The sequence below is a fragment of the Maribacter sp. HS genome (assembly GCF_048059195.1).
Taxonomy (GTDB): Bacteria; Bacteroidota; Bacteroidia; order Flavobacteriales; family Flavobacteriaceae; genus Maribacter; species Maribacter dokdonensis.
On record NZ_JAYLVV010000003.1, the window covers coordinates 494,847 to 515,168 of the forward strand.

The 20,322-nt window shown below is 36.1% G+C and carries 22 protein-coding genes; 15 read left to right on the top strand and 7 right to left on the bottom strand.

Annotated elements, in window-relative coordinates; all coding sequences use genetic code 11:
• Positions 1–80: 80 nt before the first annotated feature.
• The 3 genes from VBZ51_RS07260 (at position 81) to trxA (ending at position 1,720) form a co-directional block, all read left to right on the top strand.
• Positions 81–560 carry a c-type cytochrome gene (locus VBZ51_RS07260; protein ID WP_058104799.1) on the top strand — a complete coding sequence of 160 codons (480 nt, stop codon included), beginning with the start codon at positions 81–83 and terminating at the stop codon, positions 558–560.
• 138 nt (positions 561–698) lie between these two features.
• Positions 699–1,388 carry a DsbA family oxidoreductase gene (locus VBZ51_RS07265; RefSeq protein WP_416576505.1) on the top strand — a complete coding sequence of 230 codons (690 nt, stop codon included), beginning with the start codon at positions 699–701 and terminating at the stop codon, positions 1,386–1,388.
• 35 nt (positions 1,389–1,423) lie between these two features.
• Complete coding sequence (gene trxA, locus VBZ51_RS07270; protein ID WP_071340614.1) at positions 1,424–1,720, top strand: thioredoxin; 297 nt, start codon at positions 1,424–1,426, stop codon at positions 1,718–1,720.
• On the opposite strand, the gene VBZ51_RS07275 is transcribed toward trxA, so the two are convergent.
• Positions 1,717–2,820 carry a lactonase family protein gene (locus tag VBZ51_RS07275; protein ID WP_416576506.1) on the bottom strand — a complete coding sequence of 368 codons (1,104 nt, stop codon included), beginning with the start codon at positions 2,818–2,820 and terminating at the stop codon, positions 1,717–1,719. The two genes, trxA and VBZ51_RS07275, sit on opposite strands and share 4 nt — an antisense overlap.
• A gap of 140 nt (positions 2,821–2,960) precedes the next feature.
• On the opposite strand from VBZ51_RS07275, the gene VBZ51_RS07280 reads away from it, so the two are divergent.
• Positions 2,961–3,233: a hypothetical protein gene (locus VBZ51_RS07280; protein WP_091608329.1), complete on the top strand. Its 273-nt coding sequence runs from the start codon at positions 2,961–2,963 to the stop codon at positions 3,231–3,233.
• A gap of 23 nt (positions 3,234–3,256) precedes the next feature.
• Here the strand turns inward: VBZ51_RS07280 and VBZ51_RS07285 are convergent, their stop codons facing one another.
• Entirely contained in the window at positions 3,257–4,888 is a 1,632-nt protein-coding gene (locus VBZ51_RS07285; RefSeq protein ID WP_232231345.1) for a SulP family inorganic anion transporter, read from the bottom strand.
• A gap of 82 nt (positions 4,889–4,970) precedes the next feature.
• Positions 4,971–5,945, bottom strand: coding sequence for a phytanoyl-CoA dioxygenase family protein (locus VBZ51_RS07290; RefSeq protein WP_416576507.1), 975 nt, complete (start codon positions 5,943–5,945; stop codon positions 4,971–4,973).
• Positions 5,946–6,089: 144 nt separating this feature from the next.
• Here VBZ51_RS07290 and VBZ51_RS07295 point away from each other — a divergent pair, with 144 nt between their 5' ends.
• Positions 6,090–6,938, top strand: coding sequence for a helix-turn-helix domain-containing protein (locus VBZ51_RS07295; protein WP_416576508.1), 849 nt, complete (start codon positions 6,090–6,092; stop codon positions 6,936–6,938).
• 82 nt (positions 6,939–7,020) lie between these two features.
• On the top strand, positions 7,021–7,548 hold the full coding sequence (locus VBZ51_RS07300) for a DUF421 domain-containing protein (protein ID WP_416576509.1): 528 nt from the start codon (positions 7,021–7,023) through the stop codon (positions 7,546–7,548).
• 54 nt (positions 7,549–7,602) lie between these two features.
• On the opposite strand, the gene VBZ51_RS07305 is transcribed toward VBZ51_RS07300, so the two are convergent.
• Complete coding sequence (locus tag VBZ51_RS07305) at positions 7,603–8,520, bottom strand: hypothetical protein (protein WP_058104792.1); 918 nt, start codon at positions 8,518–8,520, stop codon at positions 7,603–7,605.
• A gap of 110 nt (positions 8,521–8,630) precedes the next feature.
• On the opposite strand from VBZ51_RS07305, the gene VBZ51_RS07310 reads away from it, so the two are divergent.
• Positions 8,631–9,632 carry an NAD(P)H-dependent glycerol-3-phosphate dehydrogenase gene (locus tag VBZ51_RS07310; RefSeq protein WP_348428087.1) on the top strand — a complete coding sequence of 334 codons (1,002 nt, stop codon included), beginning with the start codon at positions 8,631–8,633 and terminating at the stop codon, positions 9,630–9,632.
• Here the strand turns inward: VBZ51_RS07310 and VBZ51_RS07315 are convergent.
• From VBZ51_RS07315 to VBZ51_RS07325, 3 genes are all read right to left on the bottom strand, one after another.
• A complete protein-coding gene (locus tag VBZ51_RS07315; RefSeq protein ID WP_416576510.1) occupies positions 9,629–11,296 on the bottom strand; it encodes a glycerol-3-phosphate dehydrogenase/oxidase in 1,668 nt (555 codons plus the stop codon). The genes VBZ51_RS07310 and VBZ51_RS07315 overlap by 4 nt on opposite strands.
• Before the next feature lie 138 nt (positions 11,297–11,434).
• A complete protein-coding gene (gene glpK, locus VBZ51_RS07320) occupies positions 11,435–12,925 on the bottom strand; it encodes a glycerol kinase GlpK (protein WP_416576511.1) in 1,491 nt (496 codons plus the stop codon).
• 148 nt (positions 12,926–13,073) lie between these two features.
• Entirely contained in the window at positions 13,074–13,430 is a 357-nt protein-coding gene (locus VBZ51_RS07325; protein WP_058104788.1) for a hypothetical protein, read from the bottom strand.
• 78 nt (positions 13,431–13,508) lie between these two features.
• Here VBZ51_RS07325 and VBZ51_RS07330 point away from each other — a divergent pair, with 78 nt between their 5' ends.
• The 8 genes from VBZ51_RS07330 (at position 13,509) to VBZ51_RS07365 (ending at position 20,290) form a co-directional block, all read left to right on the top strand.
• The gene (locus VBZ51_RS07330) at positions 13,509–14,033 is read left to right on the top strand and encodes a CvpA family protein (protein ID WP_215996990.1); all 525 of its coding nucleotides are present in this window, start codon (positions 13,509–13,511) and stop codon (positions 14,031–14,033) included.
• Positions 14,034–14,218: 185 nt separating this feature from the next.
• Positions 14,219–14,698: a CAP domain-containing protein gene (locus VBZ51_RS07335; protein WP_071340623.1), complete on the top strand. Its 480-nt coding sequence runs from the start codon at positions 14,219–14,221 to the stop codon at positions 14,696–14,698.
• A gap of 267 nt (positions 14,699–14,965) precedes the next feature.
• The gene (locus VBZ51_RS07340; protein WP_348099568.1) at positions 14,966–15,472 is read left to right on the top strand and encodes a CAP domain-containing protein; all 507 of its coding nucleotides are present in this window, start codon (positions 14,966–14,968) and stop codon (positions 15,470–15,472) included.
• 111 nt (positions 15,473–15,583) lie between these two features.
• A complete protein-coding gene (locus tag VBZ51_RS07345) occupies positions 15,584–16,126 on the top strand; it encodes a 3-hydroxyanthranilate 3,4-dioxygenase (protein ID WP_074670503.1) in 543 nt (180 codons plus the stop codon).
• Entirely contained in the window at positions 16,123–16,494 is a 372-nt protein-coding gene (locus VBZ51_RS07350) for a DUF1304 domain-containing protein (protein WP_215996988.1), read from the top strand. Before VBZ51_RS07345 ends, VBZ51_RS07350 begins: the two co-directional genes overlap by 4 nt.
• 80 nt (positions 16,495–16,574) lie before the next feature.
• The gene (locus VBZ51_RS07355) at positions 16,575–18,128 is read left to right on the top strand and encodes an aldehyde dehydrogenase family protein (RefSeq protein WP_058104782.1); all 1,554 of its coding nucleotides are present in this window, start codon (positions 16,575–16,577) and stop codon (positions 18,126–18,128) included.
• Between the two features lie 579 nt (positions 18,129–18,707).
• On the top strand, positions 18,708–19,616 hold the full coding sequence (locus VBZ51_RS07360) for an OmpA family protein (protein ID WP_416576512.1): 909 nt from the start codon (positions 18,708–18,710) through the stop codon (positions 19,614–19,616).
• 32 nt (positions 19,617–19,648) lie between these two features.
• Positions 19,649–20,290, top strand: a complete 642-nt coding sequence (locus VBZ51_RS07365) for a hypothetical protein (protein WP_286814772.1) — start codon at positions 19,649–19,651, stop codon at positions 20,288–20,290.
• The last annotated feature ends 32 nt before the right edge of the window (positions 20,291–20,322 follow it).

Below are 20,322 nucleotides of genomic sequence, written 5' to 3' on the forward strand. Positions count from 1 at the left end.
TCTAAAAAGGTACTGAGACACGTAAAAATTCATATATTAGTCGCTCAATTTACAGACAACACTTAAAATTTAGTAAACGTATGCGCAAATTATTCACTTTATTAGTTCTTGGCTCCATGATAATGAGTTGTGGTGAAAAGAAGGAAGAGAAAAAAGAAGGTTTTGAAATGAACAGGACCAAAAAAGAAACTAAAAAAGAAACAGCAACTGAAGGTGTGCCTGTTGATTTAGATAATAAAGGTGTTGGTCCTATAACCAGTGTTACTTTTGACGATGCTGTTAATGAAGATATGGCTGCTGCCGGTAAAGAAAAATTTCAAGCTATCTGTACTGCTTGCCATATGGCAGAACAACGTATGATCGGACCTGCGTTAAAAGGGGTTTACGAGCGTAGAAGTCCTGAGTGGGTTATGAACATGATCATCAATCCAGATAAAATGTTAAAAGAAGACCCTATTGCCAAAGCATTATTGAAAGAATACAATAATGCCATAATGCTAAATCAGAATTTAAACGAAGAAGAGGCTCGTAATATAGCAGAATACTTACGTACGTTATAAAAAACGCCAACCTTAATATACCTAAAGCCCTTTCATAATTTTGAAAGGGCTTTCTTTTTTAAAATACATTAGAACATAATACATGTAGGTTTTACCATCTATTTACGACCAATTAGATGTAGTAAAATTGAAAGACATATGAAAAACGATAAAATAAAAATAGATATAGTTTCTGATGTAGCCTGCCCTTGGTGTTATGTAGGTAAGAAGCGATTAGAAAGTGCAATTAAACAATGGGATGGTACCGAAATTGAAGTAGAATGGCATCCTTTTCAGTTAGACCCCAGTATACCAAAAGAAGGTCTGGATAGAGATACCTATCTCACCAATAAATTTGGAAGTTTAGACGGACCCATGGAAATGACCAAACGCTTAGAAGAAAGTGGTAAAGCAGAAGGTATTAATTTTAACTTTGGAAAAGAGTGGTTAGCAGTTAACACCTTACCATTACATCAGCTTTTACATGTAGCAGGAGAAGAAGGGTTTAAAGATGCTTTAAAAGAACGGTTCATGAGAGCTTACTTTGACGAGAATCTTCATTTGAACGATGTTGACGTTCTTAGCAATATTATGGCAGAATATGATTGGACTGCAGAAAAAACAAATCGTATTATAAATGATGACTCTATTGCTTATGCGGTAAAACAAGAAATAGCTCACTACCAACAACGTGGTGTAAACAGTGTTCCTTTTTTTATTATCAACGATAAATATGGCGTTAGCGGAGCTCAACCCCCAGAAGCATTTTTAGAAGCCTTTAAACAAATTGCTCCTCTAAAAATCATAGCTAACGGTGATAGCTGTGACCCTAATACCGGAATTTGCTAATTTAAAACAGTATTTAATTATTAAAACTTAAAGATATGAAAGCATCATTTTCTGATATCATTGGTGGGGAAACTCCAGTATTAGTAGACTTTTTTGCAGACTGGTGCGGACCATGTAAAACTCTTGCCCCTATTCTTAAAGATGTGAAGGAAGATTTGGGTGACGATATTAAGGTCGTTAAGATCGATGTAGATAAAAATCAGACCTTAGCATCTAAATATCAAGTGAGAGGCGTGCCAACCATGATTCTATTTAAAAACGGCAAACAGGTATGGAGACAATCTGGAGTTATACCAAAGAATGATTTATTGCAAATAATAAATTCTAATTAATAGAATTTTAAACATACGGGACTGGGCAAATCAACCTGGCTTACAAAAGTTAGGGTTCCATTTTTTTCATCTCTACTAAAAACAACAATATTGTTGCTTCGTTGATTTGCCACCAGTACAAATTTACCTGAAGGATCTAAAACAAAATTTCTAGGCCAATCTCCTTTTACAGGTTCCCTACCTACTAACTTTAGTTTACCCGTAGTTTCATTTACCTGAAATATAACTACGGTGTTCTCACCTCTGTTTGTACCATACAGATATTTACCATCAGGTGATAAATGAATATCCGCACAATAACTTTCCCCTTTAAAAGTAGCATCAACAGTATTATATGTGTCCAATTCAACGAATTGCCCTGAAACATCTTTAAAAACAGTTATCGTTGAATTCAACTCATTGATGACATAAAGAAAATTTCCATTTTTGGACGTTACAAAATGCCTTGGACCAGCACCTTCGGCAACGACTAATTCTTCTTGTTCGCTAGAAACAAATTTTTCTTCTGTTTCGCTATATATCCTGATCTTATCAAGACCTAGATCAGTTACCACTAACTCATCATTTAAGAACATTGCCATGTGAGCATGTGCCGTTTTGGTCGAATCTAAAATTTTATGATTTATTATTTGAGGATCGTTCCTTAAATCACCATTTTCCAATGTATTATATACCGCCACATTGCCTCCTGTGTAATTTGCAACGGCAACTAACCTTCCAGTTACATCTACACCAACATAACACGGGTTGGCACCATAAGTTGATTGCTCGCTAACCTTAATTAGTGTAGTATCTTTTACACTAAAGGTGGTAATTGAACCTTCATCTTTTTTATAATCGTCTACCTCGCTAACTGCGTATAAGGAATTTCTATCTGGTGAAAACGCTATATAAGAAGGATTCTTAATTTTCGCTGTTAATGATTTGTTCGTCAATTCACCTGTATCAGTATTTAAATTGAATGTATAAATACCCTCACTTCCATTATCTGTATATGTTCCCACAAAAAGAACTTCTTCATTTTCTGATTCTTCCATCTTACAACTGTTTACCACAATCAAACCTAATACGCCCAACAAAAATCCGATACTATATTTCATAAACTTTAATTAAATGGCCAAAAGGCAAGATACTGTATAAATTTTGCCAAAAATATAAAAGAATTGTAAAATCATTAAGATTTATTCAGCTATATGTAACAAAAATCGAATTTTATATACATATAAGAAAAGAAGAAACGATGGGGTTCTCAGGTCACGCAACAAGTGTTTTAAAGTCTAATAGGGTTTTACTTAAAAAAAGTAGAAGCTTTAGAGAATTGCGTAAAGATTATGTAAACCATGCCCAAGCAACAAAATTACATTTTAAAGAACTCACCGATGTTGAGCGTAAAAATGTACGAGATAAAATTAGAGCGCAAGCAAAAAAAGATAGCATACAAGAAATAGGAATCTACCTCATTTCTTTTGCTATCGTTTTGGGTACTTTTTATGCCATATTCTATTATGGGTAGACCAGTAACTTAAATCACGATTTCTACAAACCCCATAATTTAAAAGGGTTTTGGGTTTCCGGATCCTTATCCTTTTTCTTAGCCAGAGGTTTATCAACCATTACTTTATATGTAGGATCTTCCATTACATTTACGTCTATAATATCATCTGCATTTGCTAACAAGCGAATACAGTCTTTACTCAAATGGCGCAATAAAACTTTCTTACCTACTTGGGCGTAGCGTTCTGTAATTTTGTTCAATGCCTCTATACCACTCATATCAGAAACACGGCTTTCCTTAAAATCTATAATAATATGGTCTGGATCACCTTGAACATCAAATTTTTCATTGAAAAGGGTTGTAGAACCAAAGAATAATGGACCATAAATTTCATAATGTTTTACTCCGTTTTCATCTATGTGTTTTCTAGCTCTAATTCTTTTGGCACTTTCCCAAGCGAATACCAGTGCAGAAATAATAACACCGATTAATACCGCTAATGCTAAATTGTGCAAAAACACCGTAATCAAAGTAACCAATATCATTACAAAAATATCTGATTTAGGCATTCTTCTCAATGCTTTGAAACTTGCCCATTCAAACGTACCCACTGAAACCATGACCATAACCCCAACCAATGCAGCTATTGGCACAAGTTCTATTACCGGCGCGCCAAAAAGTATGATCAACAATATGGTCAACGAAGCAATTATACCAGACAACCTTGCCCTAGAACCTGCAGAAAGGTTAACCAATGTTTGCGCTATCATTGGACAACCACCCATTCCACCAAAGAAACCGTTTAATATATTGGCACCACCTTGCGCAACACATTCTCTGTTACTATTGCCTTTTGTACCGGTAATTTCATCTACCAAGTTTAAAGTTAGCAGCCCTTCGGTTAAACCAACTGCAGCCATTATTAACCCATAAGGCAAAATAATTTTGAAATCCTCAAACGTAAATGGAATTTGCGGTATGTGAAAAGTAGGTAATGTTCCACTAAGCGACTTTAGTTCTTCTCCTGGTAATGTATCTTGATTAATAATATCAACTACCTGCTTGGTATCAATATTGAAAAAATATACTATTAAAAACACAACAATAATTCCAATTAAAGATGCCGGTACCGCCTTTGTAAGCTTTGGAACAAAAACAATTATTGCAATTGTAAATAACACCAAACCTAACATGGTATACATTGCAGGTCCCGTAAGCCAAACCGCAGCATCACCCACACCTACTTTAAATTGATCCATCTGGGCCATAAAAATAATGATGGCCAAACCATTAACAAACCCAAACATTACAGGCTGTGGCACTAGACGAATAAATTTACCGAGCTTTAAAAAGCCAATTATCATTTGAATAACACCTGCCAAAGCAACCGCCCCAAAAACATATTCTAGTCCGTGGGAATTCATTAAGGCCATAAGTACTACCACAGTTGCACCCGCGCCACCAGAAATTAGTCCGGGTCTTCCTCCAAAAATAGATGTGACCAAGCCCATAATAAATGCGCCGTACAAACCTACCAATGGTGAAAATCCTGCAAGAATTGCAAACATCAATGACTCAGGAATCATTGTCATTGCAACCGTTAATCCAGCTAAGATTTCATTTTTATAGTCTACCTTCTGTTTAAAATCGAATATATTAAGGTACTTCTGCATGCTCTATCATTTAAAGGGCGCAAAAATAAGCCATATTTACCGGCCTCACCACTAACAAGCTAATTATTACCAAATTATCTGTTTACCAGTCTTTTAATCCTAAAAGCTTCTCTCCCAATGGCGATAATTTTGCAGTTTCATATTTAGTCTGCTCCCATTTTCTTGGGTCACCAGGAAATGCAAAGCCTTCTGGCGCTACCCTATTTTTCCAAGAGTTTATTCTCCAATTCTTAAGAGCCTGGTTTTCTGGCTCAGCGGGCATCATTGAAATGTACTGCGCTATTCTAACTTTATCTTTAGATTTATTGGGTCGTATACCATGAGGTTCTGTACTATTGAAAATCAAAAGATCGCCCGCTTTCATTTTTACTTTTACAATTTTATATTCCAATCCTTTTAAACTGGGTTTAAATCGATCTCGGTCATTGGGCTGGGTCAGTTTCCATGAATCATAATTTCTATATAGCCAGGGTATACACTGAAAACCACCCATATTCTCATCTTCTTGATCTGCAAGAGCCAAAACACCCTGAACATTCTGGGGCTTTGTTTCTGGATCATAATCCCAATGAATAAATCCCTTTTTATCTACACCTTCCGGCAATGGAAAATTCAAATTTGCACGGTCAATGGTTACCCATAGTTTTTCCGTTCCCCAAACGTCTACAAAGGCATCATAGACCTTTTGTGTTTGCCTGTTGTTCCACAGATGTTGATGATTGTATACCTCAACCATACCTGTACCTGTTAGCTCTTTCATTTGCATTTCTGCCCTTGGAGCTGCGTACCATGTAGATTTGTCATTGGGATCTTTTTCATCGAACTCCCAAAGAAAACCTGCAGTAGCCTTAGCCTGATCCAACGGAACTGCATTTTTAACTACCACATAGCCGTTCTCTTTCCAAAATTTCCAATCATCTTCACTGAGTACACGAAGTGGCTTTCCATTGGTACGATCATTTAGTTTCTGTTTACTACTAGTTGCCGTAGACGGATTTCCTGGAATATCTACGTGAGCTTTGTTGCCCTGCTCTGCATTATTTTTTGTCTGTTTCATCTTATAAAATTTAAGTCGTTATACCACGACAAAGCTATTGAGCCTTAGCAACTTAAACTACCGTAATATTGACCTAAATTTGAACAATATTGATTTTTATGGACTTGACACCTTGTATATTGCGCAATTTTGTTACATTTAATTATGAAAGTTGAATTAGAAACCATTGAACCCACAACAAAAAGTCCGTTCCGTTTGTTGCACGACCCTAAACTAAGTCATCTCTTTTATTGGCACTTTCACCCTGAATATGAAATCGTTTATATTGAAGGGGCAAACGGTACAAGACATGTGGGCGATCATATTTCCGAGTATGAAGAAAACGATCTTGTTCTCATTGGATCCAATATACCACATTTGAATTTTGACTATGGTGTAAAAACCACTTATAGAGAAGAGGTTTTACACATAAAACCCTCTTTTAAAAACACCTATGTAGACCCAATACCAGAATTACAAAGCCTGAATAGATTACTGGACCTATCAAGATATGGCATTGCCTTTCATGGAAATACAAAAAAAGAAGTAGGGGAAATGCTAAAAGAACTGCACACCCTTAAACCTTTTGAATATTTTATGGCCATTATGGCTATTCTTAAAAGACTTTCTCAAAGCAACGAGTTTCAACTACTACATAAGAAACCTTATAAAAATAGATACAGCAAAAAGGAACAAAGTAGAATTCGTGACATTTATGCATTAATCGATGAGCGCTACCAAGGAAAAATCTCTGTGGACGAAGTCGCCAAATTCTGCAACCTGACCAAACCGGCTTTTTGTCGTTACTTTAAAAAAGCCACAGGTAGTACATTTATTGAGTTTTTAAATCAATATCGAATTAGCCAATCTAAAAGATTGCTTCTTACAGGCAAAAACGTAAGTGAAACCTGTTTTGAATGTGGGTTTGAAAGCTTGTCCTATTTCAATAGAACTTTTAAGAAAGTAACAGGAGAAAATCCGTCGGCATTTAAAAAAAGATTGCAGACCCATTAAATGAAGTAGTATTCTATTGTATTGAGTATACTATAGGACCATTGAGTTGCTACCTTTAGGTGTAAACCCTAAAACCAACATAATGGAAATTTTTGACCCACTTTCAATAAAAACAGTAATTCAAATATGCGTTGCAGCACTGTTAGTTTACGTATACATGATGTTCATTACCCGAGTTACCGGTAAAAGAACATTTGCAAAAATGACCAGTTTTGATTTTGCTGTGACCATAGCTATGGGATCCATACTTGCAGATGCCGTAAACAAACCGGTAGACAATCTAATGCCAGCTTTAGTTTCCTTAGCCATATTGGCTGGTCTACAAGCTTTGTTCGCTAAATTATTGTCATCTTCTGATGCTGCGCAACAATTTATAACAAACACCCCTATTTTGCTTATGGAAAATGGCACCATATTAAAAGACAACCTTAAAAAGGCATTGGTAAGTGAAGCTGATTTAATGGGTAAATTAAGAGAGGCCAATGTGCTACAATTATCTCAAGTAAAGGCTGTTGTTTTTGAAACTACCGGTGATATTTCTGTACTGCATTCCAACAACCCTATAACCATTGATTCCATCATTATGGGAGATGTGAAATCTCAAGCATAAAAAAATGCCCTCTTCTAATTGAATTGGGCATTCTTAAGACAATCAACCTAAAAACTATTTTGCTTTCTTCCTTTCAACATTCATTGTTGGGTTAGAAGATTTACTTCTTTTTTTACTTTCATCGTATCCTTTACCGGACTTTAAGTATTCTATATACCCCCTGCCCCTAAACTCATAGGTTGTTCCACTATCTGGGTGATATAATTCTATAGTGCTGTCATTTATGACATATAGTTCAAAGTAATCATCACCAAAAAAATCATAATCCAAGGTCAGCGTTTTTAAAGAGTTATCTCCTTGAACGTTATATACCTGATAATCTCCCTCAAAATCCCACTGCAGATTAGAAATACTTGTATTGGGCGTATCTAATGAAGATCTAAAGAAATTAGGTAGAAATTGCAGATAATTTTCTTCATCAAAATCATTTAACGCGCCTGTTTCACTTGTATAAATTTTTTCCCACGCATCATACTCCTGCAAAAAGTAATTGATGTTATCGTAGAATACCATGTCATAATCAAAATTGTTGATCTGATATCCTTTTAAATAGTACGAAGTATCAGTACCGGCATCATACAGCTCAATGGTATTATTGTTAACGGCATACACTTCTAAAAACCAAGACCCATCAATATCATGGTCAATATCTACAGTACCTCTAAGGGTGCCATATGATCCTACGTCTATACCATAACCACCACCGGTCTTACCAATACCCACTATATTATTGTTAGCGTAAAAGACTCCTCTATCAAAAGAAACCGTAAATGCCCTTTGTAAAAAAGGAATTTCACCATTGCCACGTGTAGCATTGATATCTACATACCAAAGGTCATAGCTCTGTAATACTTGATCGGTATTAAAGGCAGATTCCTCAATGAAATCATCTTCAATAATTACCTCTGTATAACAAGAAACCAACATGGTGGCCAAAAGAAAATATCCTGTAAGTAGTTTTATCGTTTTCATATGATTTCATTTAATTGATTATTTACCTAGAAACAATCTCCATGCCAAATTTTACATAAGACTGATACTAAGCTTATACCAAACATGCAATTTATTGGTAAATTTGCAGTATGAACAATGATGTAAAATTTGCGGTTTTAGGCGGTGGAAGTTGGGCTACGGCGATTGTTAAAATGCTGACCAACAACCAAGATAAGGTAGGTTGGTATATGAGAAATGATGAAGCTATTGAGCATATTAAATCTCAAAAACACAATCCTAACTACCTTACTTCTGTAGAGTTTAGACCAGAGCAATTAGTATTGACTAGCGACATAAATGAGATTGTAAACTATGCAGATGTTTTAATTTTTGCTATTCCTTCTGCTTTCTTAGTGGGTGAATTAGAAAAGCTGAACAGTTCATTACAGGAAAAAATCATTTTTTCGGCCATAAAGGGTATTGTTCCAGAATCTGGGTTGATCGTTGGCGAACATTTTCATGAAGTTTTTGATATACCATTTGAAAACATTGGAGTAATTACAGGTCCTTGCCATGCCGAAGAAGTTGCTATGGAGCGACTTTCCTATTTGACCATTGCCTGTGCTGATACGGAAAAGGCTGAACTGGTTGCCAACAATTTAGCTTGTTCATACATAAAAACCAGTATCAGTAAAGATATTATTGGTACTGAATATGCCGCAATGCTAAAGAATATTTACGCCATTGCTGCGGGTATTGCCCATGGTCTGGGATATGGAGATAATTTTCAAAGTGTATTGATGAGCAATGCAATTCGTGAGATGAAGCGATACACTAAACGCATTCATAACCTAGATCGTAACATTAATAAATCTGCCTATTTAGGCGATTTATTAGTTACTGGGTACTCTATTTTTAGCCGAAACAGGATGTTCGGTAATATGATAGGTAAAGGGTACACCGTAAAAAGCGCACAGATGGAAATGAGTATGATCGCTGAAGGCTACTACGCAGCAAAAAGTGCTTTTAAGATTAAGGAGAATTTTACAAAAAAGGTAAAGACCCCTATCATAGATGCTGTTTATAAAGTTCTCTATGAAAATAAAAACCCTAAAAAGGTTTTTCTAGATTTAACAGAGAAGTTAGATTAACCTCGCTCCAAAGAGAAATCTGAATGCTCTTTTAATTCTTCCTCTAAAGTAGTTCTCCAACCTTGAACTATATCATTAGATACCCCAAATTTATTCTGGAATTCTTTTAAGATAGGTTCCATTAGGGTTCTAATGCTTTCAATATCAAAATACAATCTACCGGTTCTTCTTATAAAAAAGTCCATTGGGGTTTGTACCATTTCATAATCTATACCAAATGCTACTTCTGCTTTTGCCAACCTTACATAGGGATCAGCTTCTACAATGGTTGCATACAGTTCTAATATTTTCTCTGTCTGCTTACCGTAATTGGTTACCAAAAACCAGGCATCATGCTTTGAAAAACCTTCATCTTTAATGTTATTGTAAACCTCGCTTATGTATTTTTTTACATGTTTGAATTTTTTGAAATCAACATTACCACACAAAAATATCTTCTCAGTATAACATTCTTTCAGTTCGGTATCGTATTCTTCTTCCATTTTCTTGGCAATGCGATCTACAACTCTTTCTGCCATTTTACGATAACCGGTCAACTTACCCCCCGCAATACTGATCAAGCCTGTATCTGAAACAAAAATTTCATCCTTTCTAGATAATTCTGATGCAGATTTTCCTTCTTCATGAATTAACGGTCGTAAACCTGCCCAAGAAGAAACGATATCATCTAATTCCAGATTTATATCCGGGAACATATTGTTAACGGCAGATATTAAATAAATAGCGTCTGCAATATCTGTTCTTACGCGGTCCTTATTATCATTATAGTTAGTATCTGTTGTACCTACATAAGTAACTTTACCTCTTGGTATTGCGAACATCATTCTACCATCAGGTATATCAAAATAAACCGATTGCTTCACCGGCAATTTTTCATATGGAAAAACCAAATGTACCCCTTTGGTCAAATGAAGCTGTTTTCCTTTTTTAGAATTATTAAGACTTCTTAGCTCATCTACCCACGGTCCGGCAGCGCTAATTACATACTTAGATTTAATGGTAAACTCCTTACCCGTAGTTTCATCTGTAACTTTTACCCCAGCAACCTTTTCATTGTCATAAAGAAAGTCGTTTACCTTGGCATAGTTCAAGGCCTGTGCACCAAAAAGTAAACTAGTCTTTATGTTTTCTATAGTCAAACGGGCATCATCTGTTCTATATTCCGCATAATAACCCGCCCCGTTCAGTATCTTTTTTGGCAATAAAGGCTCTAATTTCATTGCTTCTTTTTTCTCGAGCATTTTTCGTTTATCGTCACCAGATACTTGTGCCAGTATATCATAAACCTTAAGCCCTATTGACGTTAACCATTTACCGTAAGACCCATTTTCAATTAAAGGTAACAACATCTTTTTGGGCAGAACCAAATGTGGAGCCAGTTTGTGCACAATAGCACGTTCTGAACCTACTTCTTTCACCAACCAAAAATCGAATTGTTTTAAGTAACGGAGTCCGCCATGTATTAATTTAGTGGATTTACTACTTGTACCCGAAGCAAAATCTCCTTTCTCAAGCAGCACTACCTTTAATCCACGCGAGGCAGCATCCAACGCAATACCACCACCAGTGATACCACCACCGATAACTACCAAATCAAATTCCTCCGATTCTAGATTACCTATTGTTTTTTGGCGTTCTAAATTTGTGAATTTTATATTTTCCATTGGTAGTTTCTATTTAAATTAATATGCTTGTGCTTGTCCATATTGCAGACAAAAGCCAGTACAAAAAATCAAAGATAGCGTGACCCTTATGCTATTTTATGCTCTAAAGAATTAATTAATTGTAAATTCAATGTGTATTTACTCTTCGTCTTCCCAACCTTTTGAGCGTTCTACCGCTTTTTGCCATTTCTTATATAGGCGCTTTCTTTTTACACGGTCAAAAGTTGGGGTAAATATTTTGTTCATTGGTCTACTCTCATCAATATCTGACTGTTGCCAGAACCCGACCTCTATGCCCGCTAAAAATGCCGCACCCATTGCGGTAGATTCAATAATCTCTGGTCTATGCACCTCTGAATCCAAGATATCGGCTTGAAATTGCATTAAATGGTCGTTAGCACATGCACCGCCATCTACCCTTAAGTTCTTAAGTTGAATACCAGAATCATCTTCCATAGCCTTTAAAATATCCTTTGTTTGATATGCAAGTGCCTCTAGTGTTGCTTTCGCCAAATGAGCTTTACCGGTATCACGCGTTAAACCGAATACTGCTCCCCTTGCATACATATCCCAATAGGGCGCCCCAAGACCGGCAAACGCCGGCACCACATATACCGGGTTTTCACCTTCAATGGAGTTGGCCAGTTCTTCTGTTTCCTTAGCGTGGTCTATCAACTCTAGACCATCTCGCAACCATTGTATTGCGGCACCTGCAATAAAAATACTTCCTTCTAAAGCATAGTGTACCTTACCATTTAAACCGTAAGCTATAGTGGTCAGCAATCCGTTTTTAGAAAACTGTGGCTTTTCTCCCGTATTCATTAGCATAAAACAACCTGTACCGTAGGTATTTTTAGCTGAACCTTTCTTAAAACAAGCCTGACCAAAAAGCGCTGCCTGTTGATCTCCTGCTATTCCTGCAATAGGTATTTTAACACCATCAATTTCATAATCGCCAAAATGAGCAGACGATGGTTTTACTTCTGGAAGCATGGTTTTGGGTATATCTAATGCCTTTAGCATTTTGTCATCCCATTTTAAATTTACGATATCGTAAATCATAGTTCGTGATGCGTTGGTATAGTCCGTTACGTGATTATGCTCTTTGGTCATGTTCCAAACCAACCAGGTATCAATGGTGCCCATTAACAAATCTCCTGCCTGTGCTTTCTTCTTTGCTCCCTCAACATTATCCAAAATCCACTTTACCTTGGTGCCAGAGAAATAGGAATCTATAACCAGACCAGTAGTCTTCTTTACATGCTCCGTAAGACCGGTTTTTTTAAGATGTTCGCAAATGTCAGCTGTACGTTTATCTTGCCAAACAATGGCATTATAAATAGGTTCTCCGGTATTTTTATCCCAAACCACAGTAGTTTCCCTTTGGTTGGTAATACCAATGCCCATAATTTCTGAAGGCTTAACTTCCTCTTTTTCAAGAAGCTCTTTTAAAACCATCATTTGAGAATCTAAAATCTCTTTTGGATCATGCTCTACCCAACCCGATTTTGGAAAAATTTGTTTGAATTCTTTTTGAACCATTCCTTGAATAGTTCCATCATGGTCTACCAATAAAGCTCTTGAGCTAGTGGTACCTTGATCTAATGATATTATAAATTGCCTTGACATGTGCTATAGTTATTTCTTTAAATATAGCAGATTTCATACCCAATTCAAACATCAAAAATCTAATGGACAAAGTATATTTCTATTCAAGATAATTTCTCTACCTATACATTTTAGGCAGCTTTTTTACAGAGCATTATTTGCGGTGTAATTACTTTATAAATTCTTTTTCCAGGAAGTAAGAGACAATTGCTTCTTTCATGAGCACCGTTTGCTCACCCGCTTTTAGAGAAGGTAGTTCTTCTAACACATTATAATGTGGCCAGCCATCTTCATCAAAAAAGCTAAACTCATAAAAACCGTAAGGTTCCAACAATCTGCAAATTGCTATGTGCATAAGGTCTAGTTTATCATCTTTCTTATACTTTCTGTGATATTGGCCCAATTCTTGAACACCCACCAAGTAGATGATAGCATCCAATTCTAACGGATCTCCATCAGAAAACTTTTCAGATAGTTTCTCTACTAAATAATCCCAACGTTCTTTTAACTGTATATCCCTTGCCATATTAACCTGCTATCTACTATAATCTAGACCTTGCAAAGGTACAAATCAAAGTTCTATATTTGTCAAAACACTATACGAATGGGACTTTTGGATATTTTACTTGGACTACCGCTCATTTGGGGTCTGTGGAAAGGATATAATAACGGACTATTCATGGAAATTGCTTCTATAGTAGCCTTGGTAGCCGGTATTTTTGGCGCTATTCACTTTTCATATATAACAGGCAACTATCTATCTAACCATTTAGATTGGAATGAACGTAATATGAGTATTATAGCATTTATAATTACGCTGATCCTTATCATTATAGTAGTGAACCTAGCCGGAAAATTATTGACCAAAGTCGCCAATTTTGCTATGTTAGGGTGGCTGAATAAAATAGCCGGTGGAATTTTTGGCACCTTAAAAGTAGCTATTCTATTAGGGGCCGCATTTATCTTTTTTGATCGTATGGATACCACCCTGAACCTACTTACAGATGAAACCAAGAAAGAGTCTATACTTTACCAACCCATTAAAGATATAGGTGCGTTGATATTTGATACTGTTCTTAAGACAGAAGTAATGCCAGAAGAGTCTAGCGAAGAATCGATGACAATCTAAATTTGATCGTTCAATAATCTTACATATTGTGCACTTTGTCGAATAAGTAATATTGTTCCTCCCCTGTGTTTAATTTTTATATAATATTACGTTATCGATAACCCAAATCGAAAATAGAGAACTTAGAACATTCTCACCTTCTTACCTACTTCGCTACGCCGAGAGGCTAATTAAAAGACACTTATATGAAAATGAGATTGCTTAATGCGGTCACTGTCTTTTTATTACTTTTTCTTGGTTCTTGTACTAGCGAATCTCTTGAAGAAACGCCTGTATTGGAAGCTGAAAATGTTTTAACTATAGAGCAGGACCTACTGGATATTGTCAACACACATAGACTTAGTCTCAACACTAATACTTTGCAGTTTAGCGATGTAGCATATAAATATGCAAACCTGCATACAGATTACATGATTTCTAAAGGTAGCATTAGCCATGACAATTTTAGCTCTCGCGCTTCAAACATAGATTCTGAGATATCTGTTGAAATGGTGGCTGAGAATGTTGCCAAAGATTATGATACCGCACAAGAAGCTTTTGAAGGTTGGTATATAAGTAGTAGCCATAAAAAAACCATGGAAGGAGATTTTACCCATACCGCCATTAGTGTCAAAAAAGATGATTTCGGCAATTACTACTTTACACAACTTTTCTACAAGCAGTAAAACAACCTTATATTAAGATTTTGGTAAGAAAATAGCATTTTTGATTAACTCATATAGGTCAATGTGAATCATAACCTAGATAAAGTGAGAAAAATCATATTAAATGCCATTTTTTACGATGTAATTCAAAGTGCATTTTATCGATAAGCGCTACTATATCAAATAGATGTAGCTTATCGAATATTTTACCCTATCCATAGATGTTCTTCTTTATGAGCTTGTTATCTAAACTACTTTTGACACTCATAAAACAAAATAGTTTCCCCTATGAAAACTTTATTTCCTTTTTTGGTAGTGTTGATCATTTCACTATCATCCTGTTCAAAATATGAGAATTTCGCAGGTTACGAGAGTACACCTGAAGACTCCCTAGAGCAATATACTTTGGCATCTTCTAAAAATCACAGTACACTGGAAGATGAACTTTTTGAAATGATAAATACATATAGAGCTAGTATAGGATTAAATGAAATGGAATTTGAAAGTACCACCTATTATTATGCAACGCTTCATACCGACTATATGATTTCTAAAGGAAATACTAGTCATGATAACTTTACGCAACGTGCAGAGAATATTTCAAAGAGAACCGGTGCAGTTTTTGTAGCAGAAAATGTTGCAAGAAATTATGACACTATTGAAGAAGCTTTTGAGGCATGGTTAGAAAGTCCGGGGCATAGAGTAAATATTGAAGGTGAATACAACTACTCAGCCATAAGCATTAACCAAAATAGCAATGGCGACCTATACTTTACACAGTTGTTCTTTAGATAAAATATCGTAAAATATAATTTTAAGAAGCCTTTGTTATACAAAGGCTTTTTTTATGCTTAACTTTTCAGTGAGAAACGATCGTTTAATTAACTTTCAATTAATTTCAGTGAAATGAGTATACAAGCACCATTTAATCTCAACAAATGGATAGAAGATAACAGAGCATTACTAAAACCTCCAGTTGGAAATAAAAACTTATATAAAGATGCTGGCGACTATATTGTCATGATCGTAGCCGGACCAAATGCACGTAAAGATTACCATTACAACGAAACCGAAGAGCTGTTTTATCAATTAGAAGGAAATATAGAAGTTCACATTCAAGAAGACGGTAAAAAAAGGACCATGAAACTAGGTCCGGGAGATATGTATTTGCATCCTGCTAAAGTGCCACATTCTCCTGTTCGAAAAGAAGGATCTATTGGCTTGGTCATTGAAAGAAAACGAGCTAGCATGAATGTTGATGATGGTTTGCTTTGGTTTTGTGACAATTGTAATCATAAGCTCTATGAAGCCTATTTCACCCTTCATGACATAGAAAAAGATTTTTTAGCACACTTTAAGCATTTTTACAGTTCAAAAGAATTGAGAACATGTGATAATTGCGGCACGGTAATGCCTGTTGACGAACGTTTTATTGCAAAGGAAGAATGATAGTATTAGCTAAAATAATTACAGCACTTGTAGCATTTATTCATGTTTACATCCTATGGATAGAAATGTTCGCATGGACCACTACCGGTAGAAAGGTGTTTAAAAATTTCCCGAAAGATTTATTTATACCCACTAAACAAATGGCGGCAAACCAAGGACTTTACAATGGTTTTTTGGCAGCAGGGTTAATTTGGTCCTTACTGATTTCTGATGGTAACTGGTCATGTAACGTAGCCCTTTTCTTTTTAGGCTGTGTTACTGTCGCCGGTATGTACGGTGCCGTTTCGGTAAGCAAAAAGATATTTATTGTACAGAGTGTACCTGCCTTGGCAGGTATTATTCTATGGTTGATGGTCAAATTTGCCTAGTTGTAATTAGTTCTTCCTAAAGACAAAATTCTTTGTATTTTTGTAATATATCTAACATTAATTGCGTAAAAAGTTATAAAATGTCAAAAATAGCAGCAGATTTTGGAATACATGATGCCCTTAAGGCACTTGGAATTAAAGAGGTAAATGACGGTACATCAACCGGATCAGATCATTTCTCCTCAGGAGATATTATCTCATCTTACTCACCTGTAGACGGATCTTTAATTGCAAAGGTAAAAACGACCACAAAAGAAGATTATGAAAAAGTAATGTCTTCTGCTACCACTGCTTTTAAGCAATGGAGAACAAAACCCGCACCTCAACGTGGCGAAATTGTAAGACAATTTGGTGACAAACTTAGAGAGCTAAAAGAGCCCCTTGGAAAACTAGTTTCCTATGAAATGGGAAAAAGCTACCAAGAAGGTTTAGGAGAAGTGCAAGAAATGATAGATATCTGTGATTTTGCCGTTGGTCTTTCTAGACAATTGCACGGATTGACCATGCATTCTGAAAGACCTGGGCATAGAATGTACGAGCAATACCATTCACTTGGTGTAGTGGGTATTATTTCCGCATTTAACTTTCCGGTTGCCGTATGGGCATGGAATACAGCGTTGGCATGGATCTGTGGTGATGTTTGTGTTTGGAAACCATCAGAAAAAACCCCTTTATGTGGTGTAGCCTGCCAAAACATTGCTGCTGAAGTTTTTAAGGCAAATAACCTACCCGAAGGCATTTCCTGCCTAATAAACGGCGATTATAAGATTGGTGAACTTATGACCCAAGATAATAGAATACCGTTGGTATCCGCTACGGGTTCAATTAGAATGGGTAAAATAGTTGCCCAAGCAGTTGCCGCCCGTCTTGGAAAATCTCTATTGGAGTTGGGCGGAAACAATGCTATTATCGTTACACCGGATGCCGATTTAAAAATGACCGTTATCGGTGCCGTTTTTGGTGCCGTAGGAACGGCTGGGCAACGTTGTACTTCAACCAGAAGATTGATCATTCATGAATCTATGTATGACAAAGTGAAAGATGCCGTTGTTGCCGCTTACCAGCAATTAAGAATAGGTAATCCATTAGATGAGAATAACCACGTAGGACCATTGATTGATACTGATGCTGTTTCACATTATAAAAATGCTTTGAAAAAGGTAGTTGAAGAAGGTGGTAAATTAATTGTTGAGGGTGGTGTTTTAGATGGTGAAGGCTATGAAAGTGGTTGTTATGTTAAACCTGCCATTGCAGAGGCAAGTAATGATTTTGAAATTGTTCAGCACGAAACTTTCGCACCTGTTCTCTATCTTTTAAAATATTCCGGTGACGTTGAAAATGCCATCGCCATTCAAAATGGAGTTGTTCAAGGGCTGTCATCTGCAATTATGACCAATAATTTAAGAGAGGCAGAACGTTTTCTTTCTGCTTGGGGCAGTGATTGCGGTATAGCTAATGTAAACATTGGTACCTCTGGCGCAGAAATCGGCGGTGCCTTTGGTGGAGAAAAAGAAACTGGCGGTGGTCGTGAAAGTGGTTCAGATGCATGGAAAGTGTATATGAGAAGACAGACCAATACCATTAATTTTACTACCGAACTGCCATTGGCTCAGGGAATAAAATTCGACCTATAATCAAATCATATTTTCTTTTGCATGTTTATTATCTAAGCAGCTTTTCTATTTGGTGGTTCATGAGACCAACTTCCATGTAATAAAGTTTGAGTGCCCAGTACGATAAACATGCAAAGAAAATTAAAACACTTTTTTATTTTTTTCTTCATTTTCAATACAAATACAGCTGTTTCAAGCTAACAAATTGTATCCTTTAATGGTGTGAAATCTGTACAAATTCATGTAAAAATTGTATAGATGGAAACCTACTTTATAAACTATTGAACATAAAAAAATCCTGTCGACATATTGAAGACAGGATTTTTTAACCAACTAACTCAAAACTTTAAATTGTATGATCAATGCCCAAACTTTGTGGGGAGATGCATACCATTTAAATACTTACGCAAAATTGCAATTAATAGTTGTCGCATCATTAACTTTTTTTACAATCTCACCAACTGATCGTATACTTGGTACTATACGCTACATAACTGTTATTACTATAATGATTGATTGTAAGGCAATTAGGCTCAAATGATTTAACATTTTTAAGATTTTTTTAATAAATTGTGGGCTAAACACTAAACAGTATTAATAATGACAAAAACAATAACGTATTTATTAGGTATGTTGATTACCATTCTAATAGGTACTTATTTCTTTATCACTTGTTGTAGCGAATGTAATGCAACAAGTACGCATGAAGAACCTGCTAAAGAAAAAGTAATCGTAAAAGAACCCTCGGCAACATCTTACCCTTTTGCAATTGATGCAAACGGATTTGCCTATAATACCAATGACAACTACAATTTTAATGTCTCTTCCAATGCTGTATTAATGCCTTTAAGTGCCAACCTTACAAAAGGTATTAATGGTCTTAAGAGCTATTTAGAAGCAAATGATGGCAACGTAGTCAATGTCACCGGTTATTACACAAGTGAAGAAGAGAACAACTCAGCGTTTCCTAATTTAGGTTTAGCAAGAGCCAATGCCATAAAAAATGATTTAGCATCTAAAGGTATTTCTACTGCACAAATAAATACTTTGGGCAAACTAATGGATGACATGGTACCTAAAGAAAATACCTATTGGGGTGCGGCCTCTTTTGATATTGAAGAGCGATCTGTTAATGAAAAGGATGACCTTAATGCCCTTTATGAGAAAATTAAAGCCGACCCGTTAATACTTTACTTTAATACTGCAGAAGCTTCTATTTACCTAGATGCCGAGCAGCGCCAAAAGGTTGCAGATATTTCTAGATATATAGATAAAGTTGAAGATGCAACAGTGAGTGTTGTAGGCCATACCGATGCTACCGGACAAGCAAGTACTAATATGAGGCTAGGGCAAGACAGGGCAGAATTCGCCAAAAACTATCTAATGCAAAACGGTATAGCTGAAAGTAAAATCATTGCTACATCCAAAGGGCAGACCCAACCTATTGCAACAAATGCTACCGAAGAAGGCAGAGAAAAAAATAGAAGAACAGTTATTACATTAAATTAAAACATACACTAATCCTATAAATAAGTAAAATCATGAATTTTGAAAATATGAGTATTTGGTGCTGGATAATTCCATTGTTAGTAGGTCTTATCTGCGGTATTTTAGGTTATCTACTCGGTAAAAGTTCTACCAAAGTAATTGACAACTCTGCTGAAATAAACAGTCTTAAAGCCAATAATACAAAGTTAAACGCCCAATTGGCAGAATTGAACAACTTAAAGGCAAGCAACACTAAATTAAAAGCTGACCTTGATGCCTGCAACCAAAAGGTAATTGCCGCTAGCAAAGCCGTACCGCCAACGACAAGCACAAATCTTGGTGCTTCTGCTACAGCAGCATCATTTGCCGCCGGTGCCGCTACAAGTAGTGCCTTAGCTTTTGATGGCGCTGCTGCAAAAGCTGCTTTTGGCAAAACCGTTAAACAAGACGATTTAAAACTTGTAGAAGGAATTGGTCCAAAAATTGAAGGTATGTTCAAAGATCATGGTATTAAAACCTGGAAAGCACTTTCTGAAGCCAGTCTTGAAGATTGTCAGAAAATATTGGATACAGGTGGAACACGATATAAGATACACGACCCGGCATCTTGGCCAATGCAAGCTAAAATGTGTTACGAAGGTAAATGGACAGAACTTGTTAAATGGCAAGATGAGCATAAACACGGTAAACTATAAATCACCGTTTAGCAAAAAAAATCCCGATAATG

Coding starts and splice junctions, on each gene's coding strand:
- VBZ51_RS07315 (WP_416576510.1), bottom strand. CDS start 11,296: ATGGAAAATATAAAATTCACAAATTTAGAACGCCAAAAAACAATAGGT.
- VBZ51_RS07365 (WP_286814772.1), top strand. CDS start 19,649: ATGAATTTTGAAAATATGAGTATTTGGTGCTGGATAATTCCATTGTTA.
- VBZ51_RS07265 (WP_416576505.1), top strand. CDS start 699: ATGAAAAACGATAAAATAAAAATAGATATAGTTTCTGATGTAGCCTGC.
- trxA (WP_071340614.1), top strand. CDS start 1,424: ATGAAAGCATCATTTTCTGATATCATTGGTGGGGAAACTCCAGTATTA.
- VBZ51_RS07260 (WP_058104799.1), top strand. CDS start 81: ATGCGCAAATTATTCACTTTATTAGTTCTTGGCTCCATGATAATGAGT.
- VBZ51_RS07345 (WP_074670503.1), top strand. CDS start 15,584: ATGAGTATACAAGCACCATTTAATCTCAACAAATGGATAGAAGATAAC.
- VBZ51_RS07335 (WP_071340623.1), top strand. CDS start 14,219: ATGAAAATGAGATTGCTTAATGCGGTCACTGTCTTTTTATTACTTTTT.
- VBZ51_RS07360 (WP_416576512.1), top strand. CDS start 18,708: ATGACAAAAACAATAACGTATTTATTAGGTATGTTGATTACCATTCTA.
- VBZ51_RS07285 (WP_232231345.1), bottom strand. CDS start 4,888: ATGCAGAAGTACCTTAATATATTCGATTTTAAACAGAAGGTAGACTAT.
- VBZ51_RS07310 (WP_348428087.1), top strand. CDS start 8,631: ATGAACAATGATGTAAAATTTGCGGTTTTAGGCGGTGGAAGTTGGGCT.
- VBZ51_RS07330 (WP_215996990.1), top strand. CDS start 13,509: ATGGGACTTTTGGATATTTTACTTGGACTACCGCTCATTTGGGGTCTG.
- VBZ51_RS07275 (WP_416576506.1), bottom strand. CDS start 2,820: ATGAAATATAGTATCGGATTTTTGTTGGGCGTATTAGGTTTGATTGTG.
- VBZ51_RS07355 (WP_058104782.1), top strand. CDS start 16,575: ATGTCAAAAATAGCAGCAGATTTTGGAATACATGATGCCCTTAAGGCA.
- VBZ51_RS07325 (WP_058104788.1), bottom strand. CDS start 13,430: ATGGCAAGGGATATACAGTTAAAAGAACGTTGGGATTATTTAGTAGAG.
- VBZ51_RS07340 (WP_348099568.1), top strand. CDS start 14,966: ATGAAAACTTTATTTCCTTTTTTGGTAGTGTTGATCATTTCACTATCA.
- VBZ51_RS07280 (WP_091608329.1), top strand. CDS start 2,961: ATGGGGTTCTCAGGTCACGCAACAAGTGTTTTAAAGTCTAATAGGGTT.
- VBZ51_RS07350 (WP_215996988.1), top strand. CDS start 16,123: ATGATAGTATTAGCTAAAATAATTACAGCACTTGTAGCATTTATTCAT.
- VBZ51_RS07305 (WP_058104792.1), bottom strand. CDS start 8,520: ATGAAAACGATAAAACTACTTACAGGATATTTTCTTTTGGCCACCATG.
- VBZ51_RS07290 (WP_416576507.1), bottom strand. CDS start 5,945: ATGAAACAGACAAAAAATAATGCAGAGCAGGGCAACAAAGCTCACGTA.
- glpK (WP_416576511.1), bottom strand. CDS start 12,925: ATGTCAAGGCAATTTATAATATCATTAGATCAAGGTACCACTAGCTCA.
- VBZ51_RS07295 (WP_416576508.1), top strand. CDS start 6,090: ATGAAAGTTGAATTAGAAACCATTGAACCCACAACAAAAAGTCCGTTC.
- VBZ51_RS07300 (WP_416576509.1), top strand. CDS start 7,021: ATGGAAATTTTTGACCCACTTTCAATAAAAACAGTAATTCAAATATGC.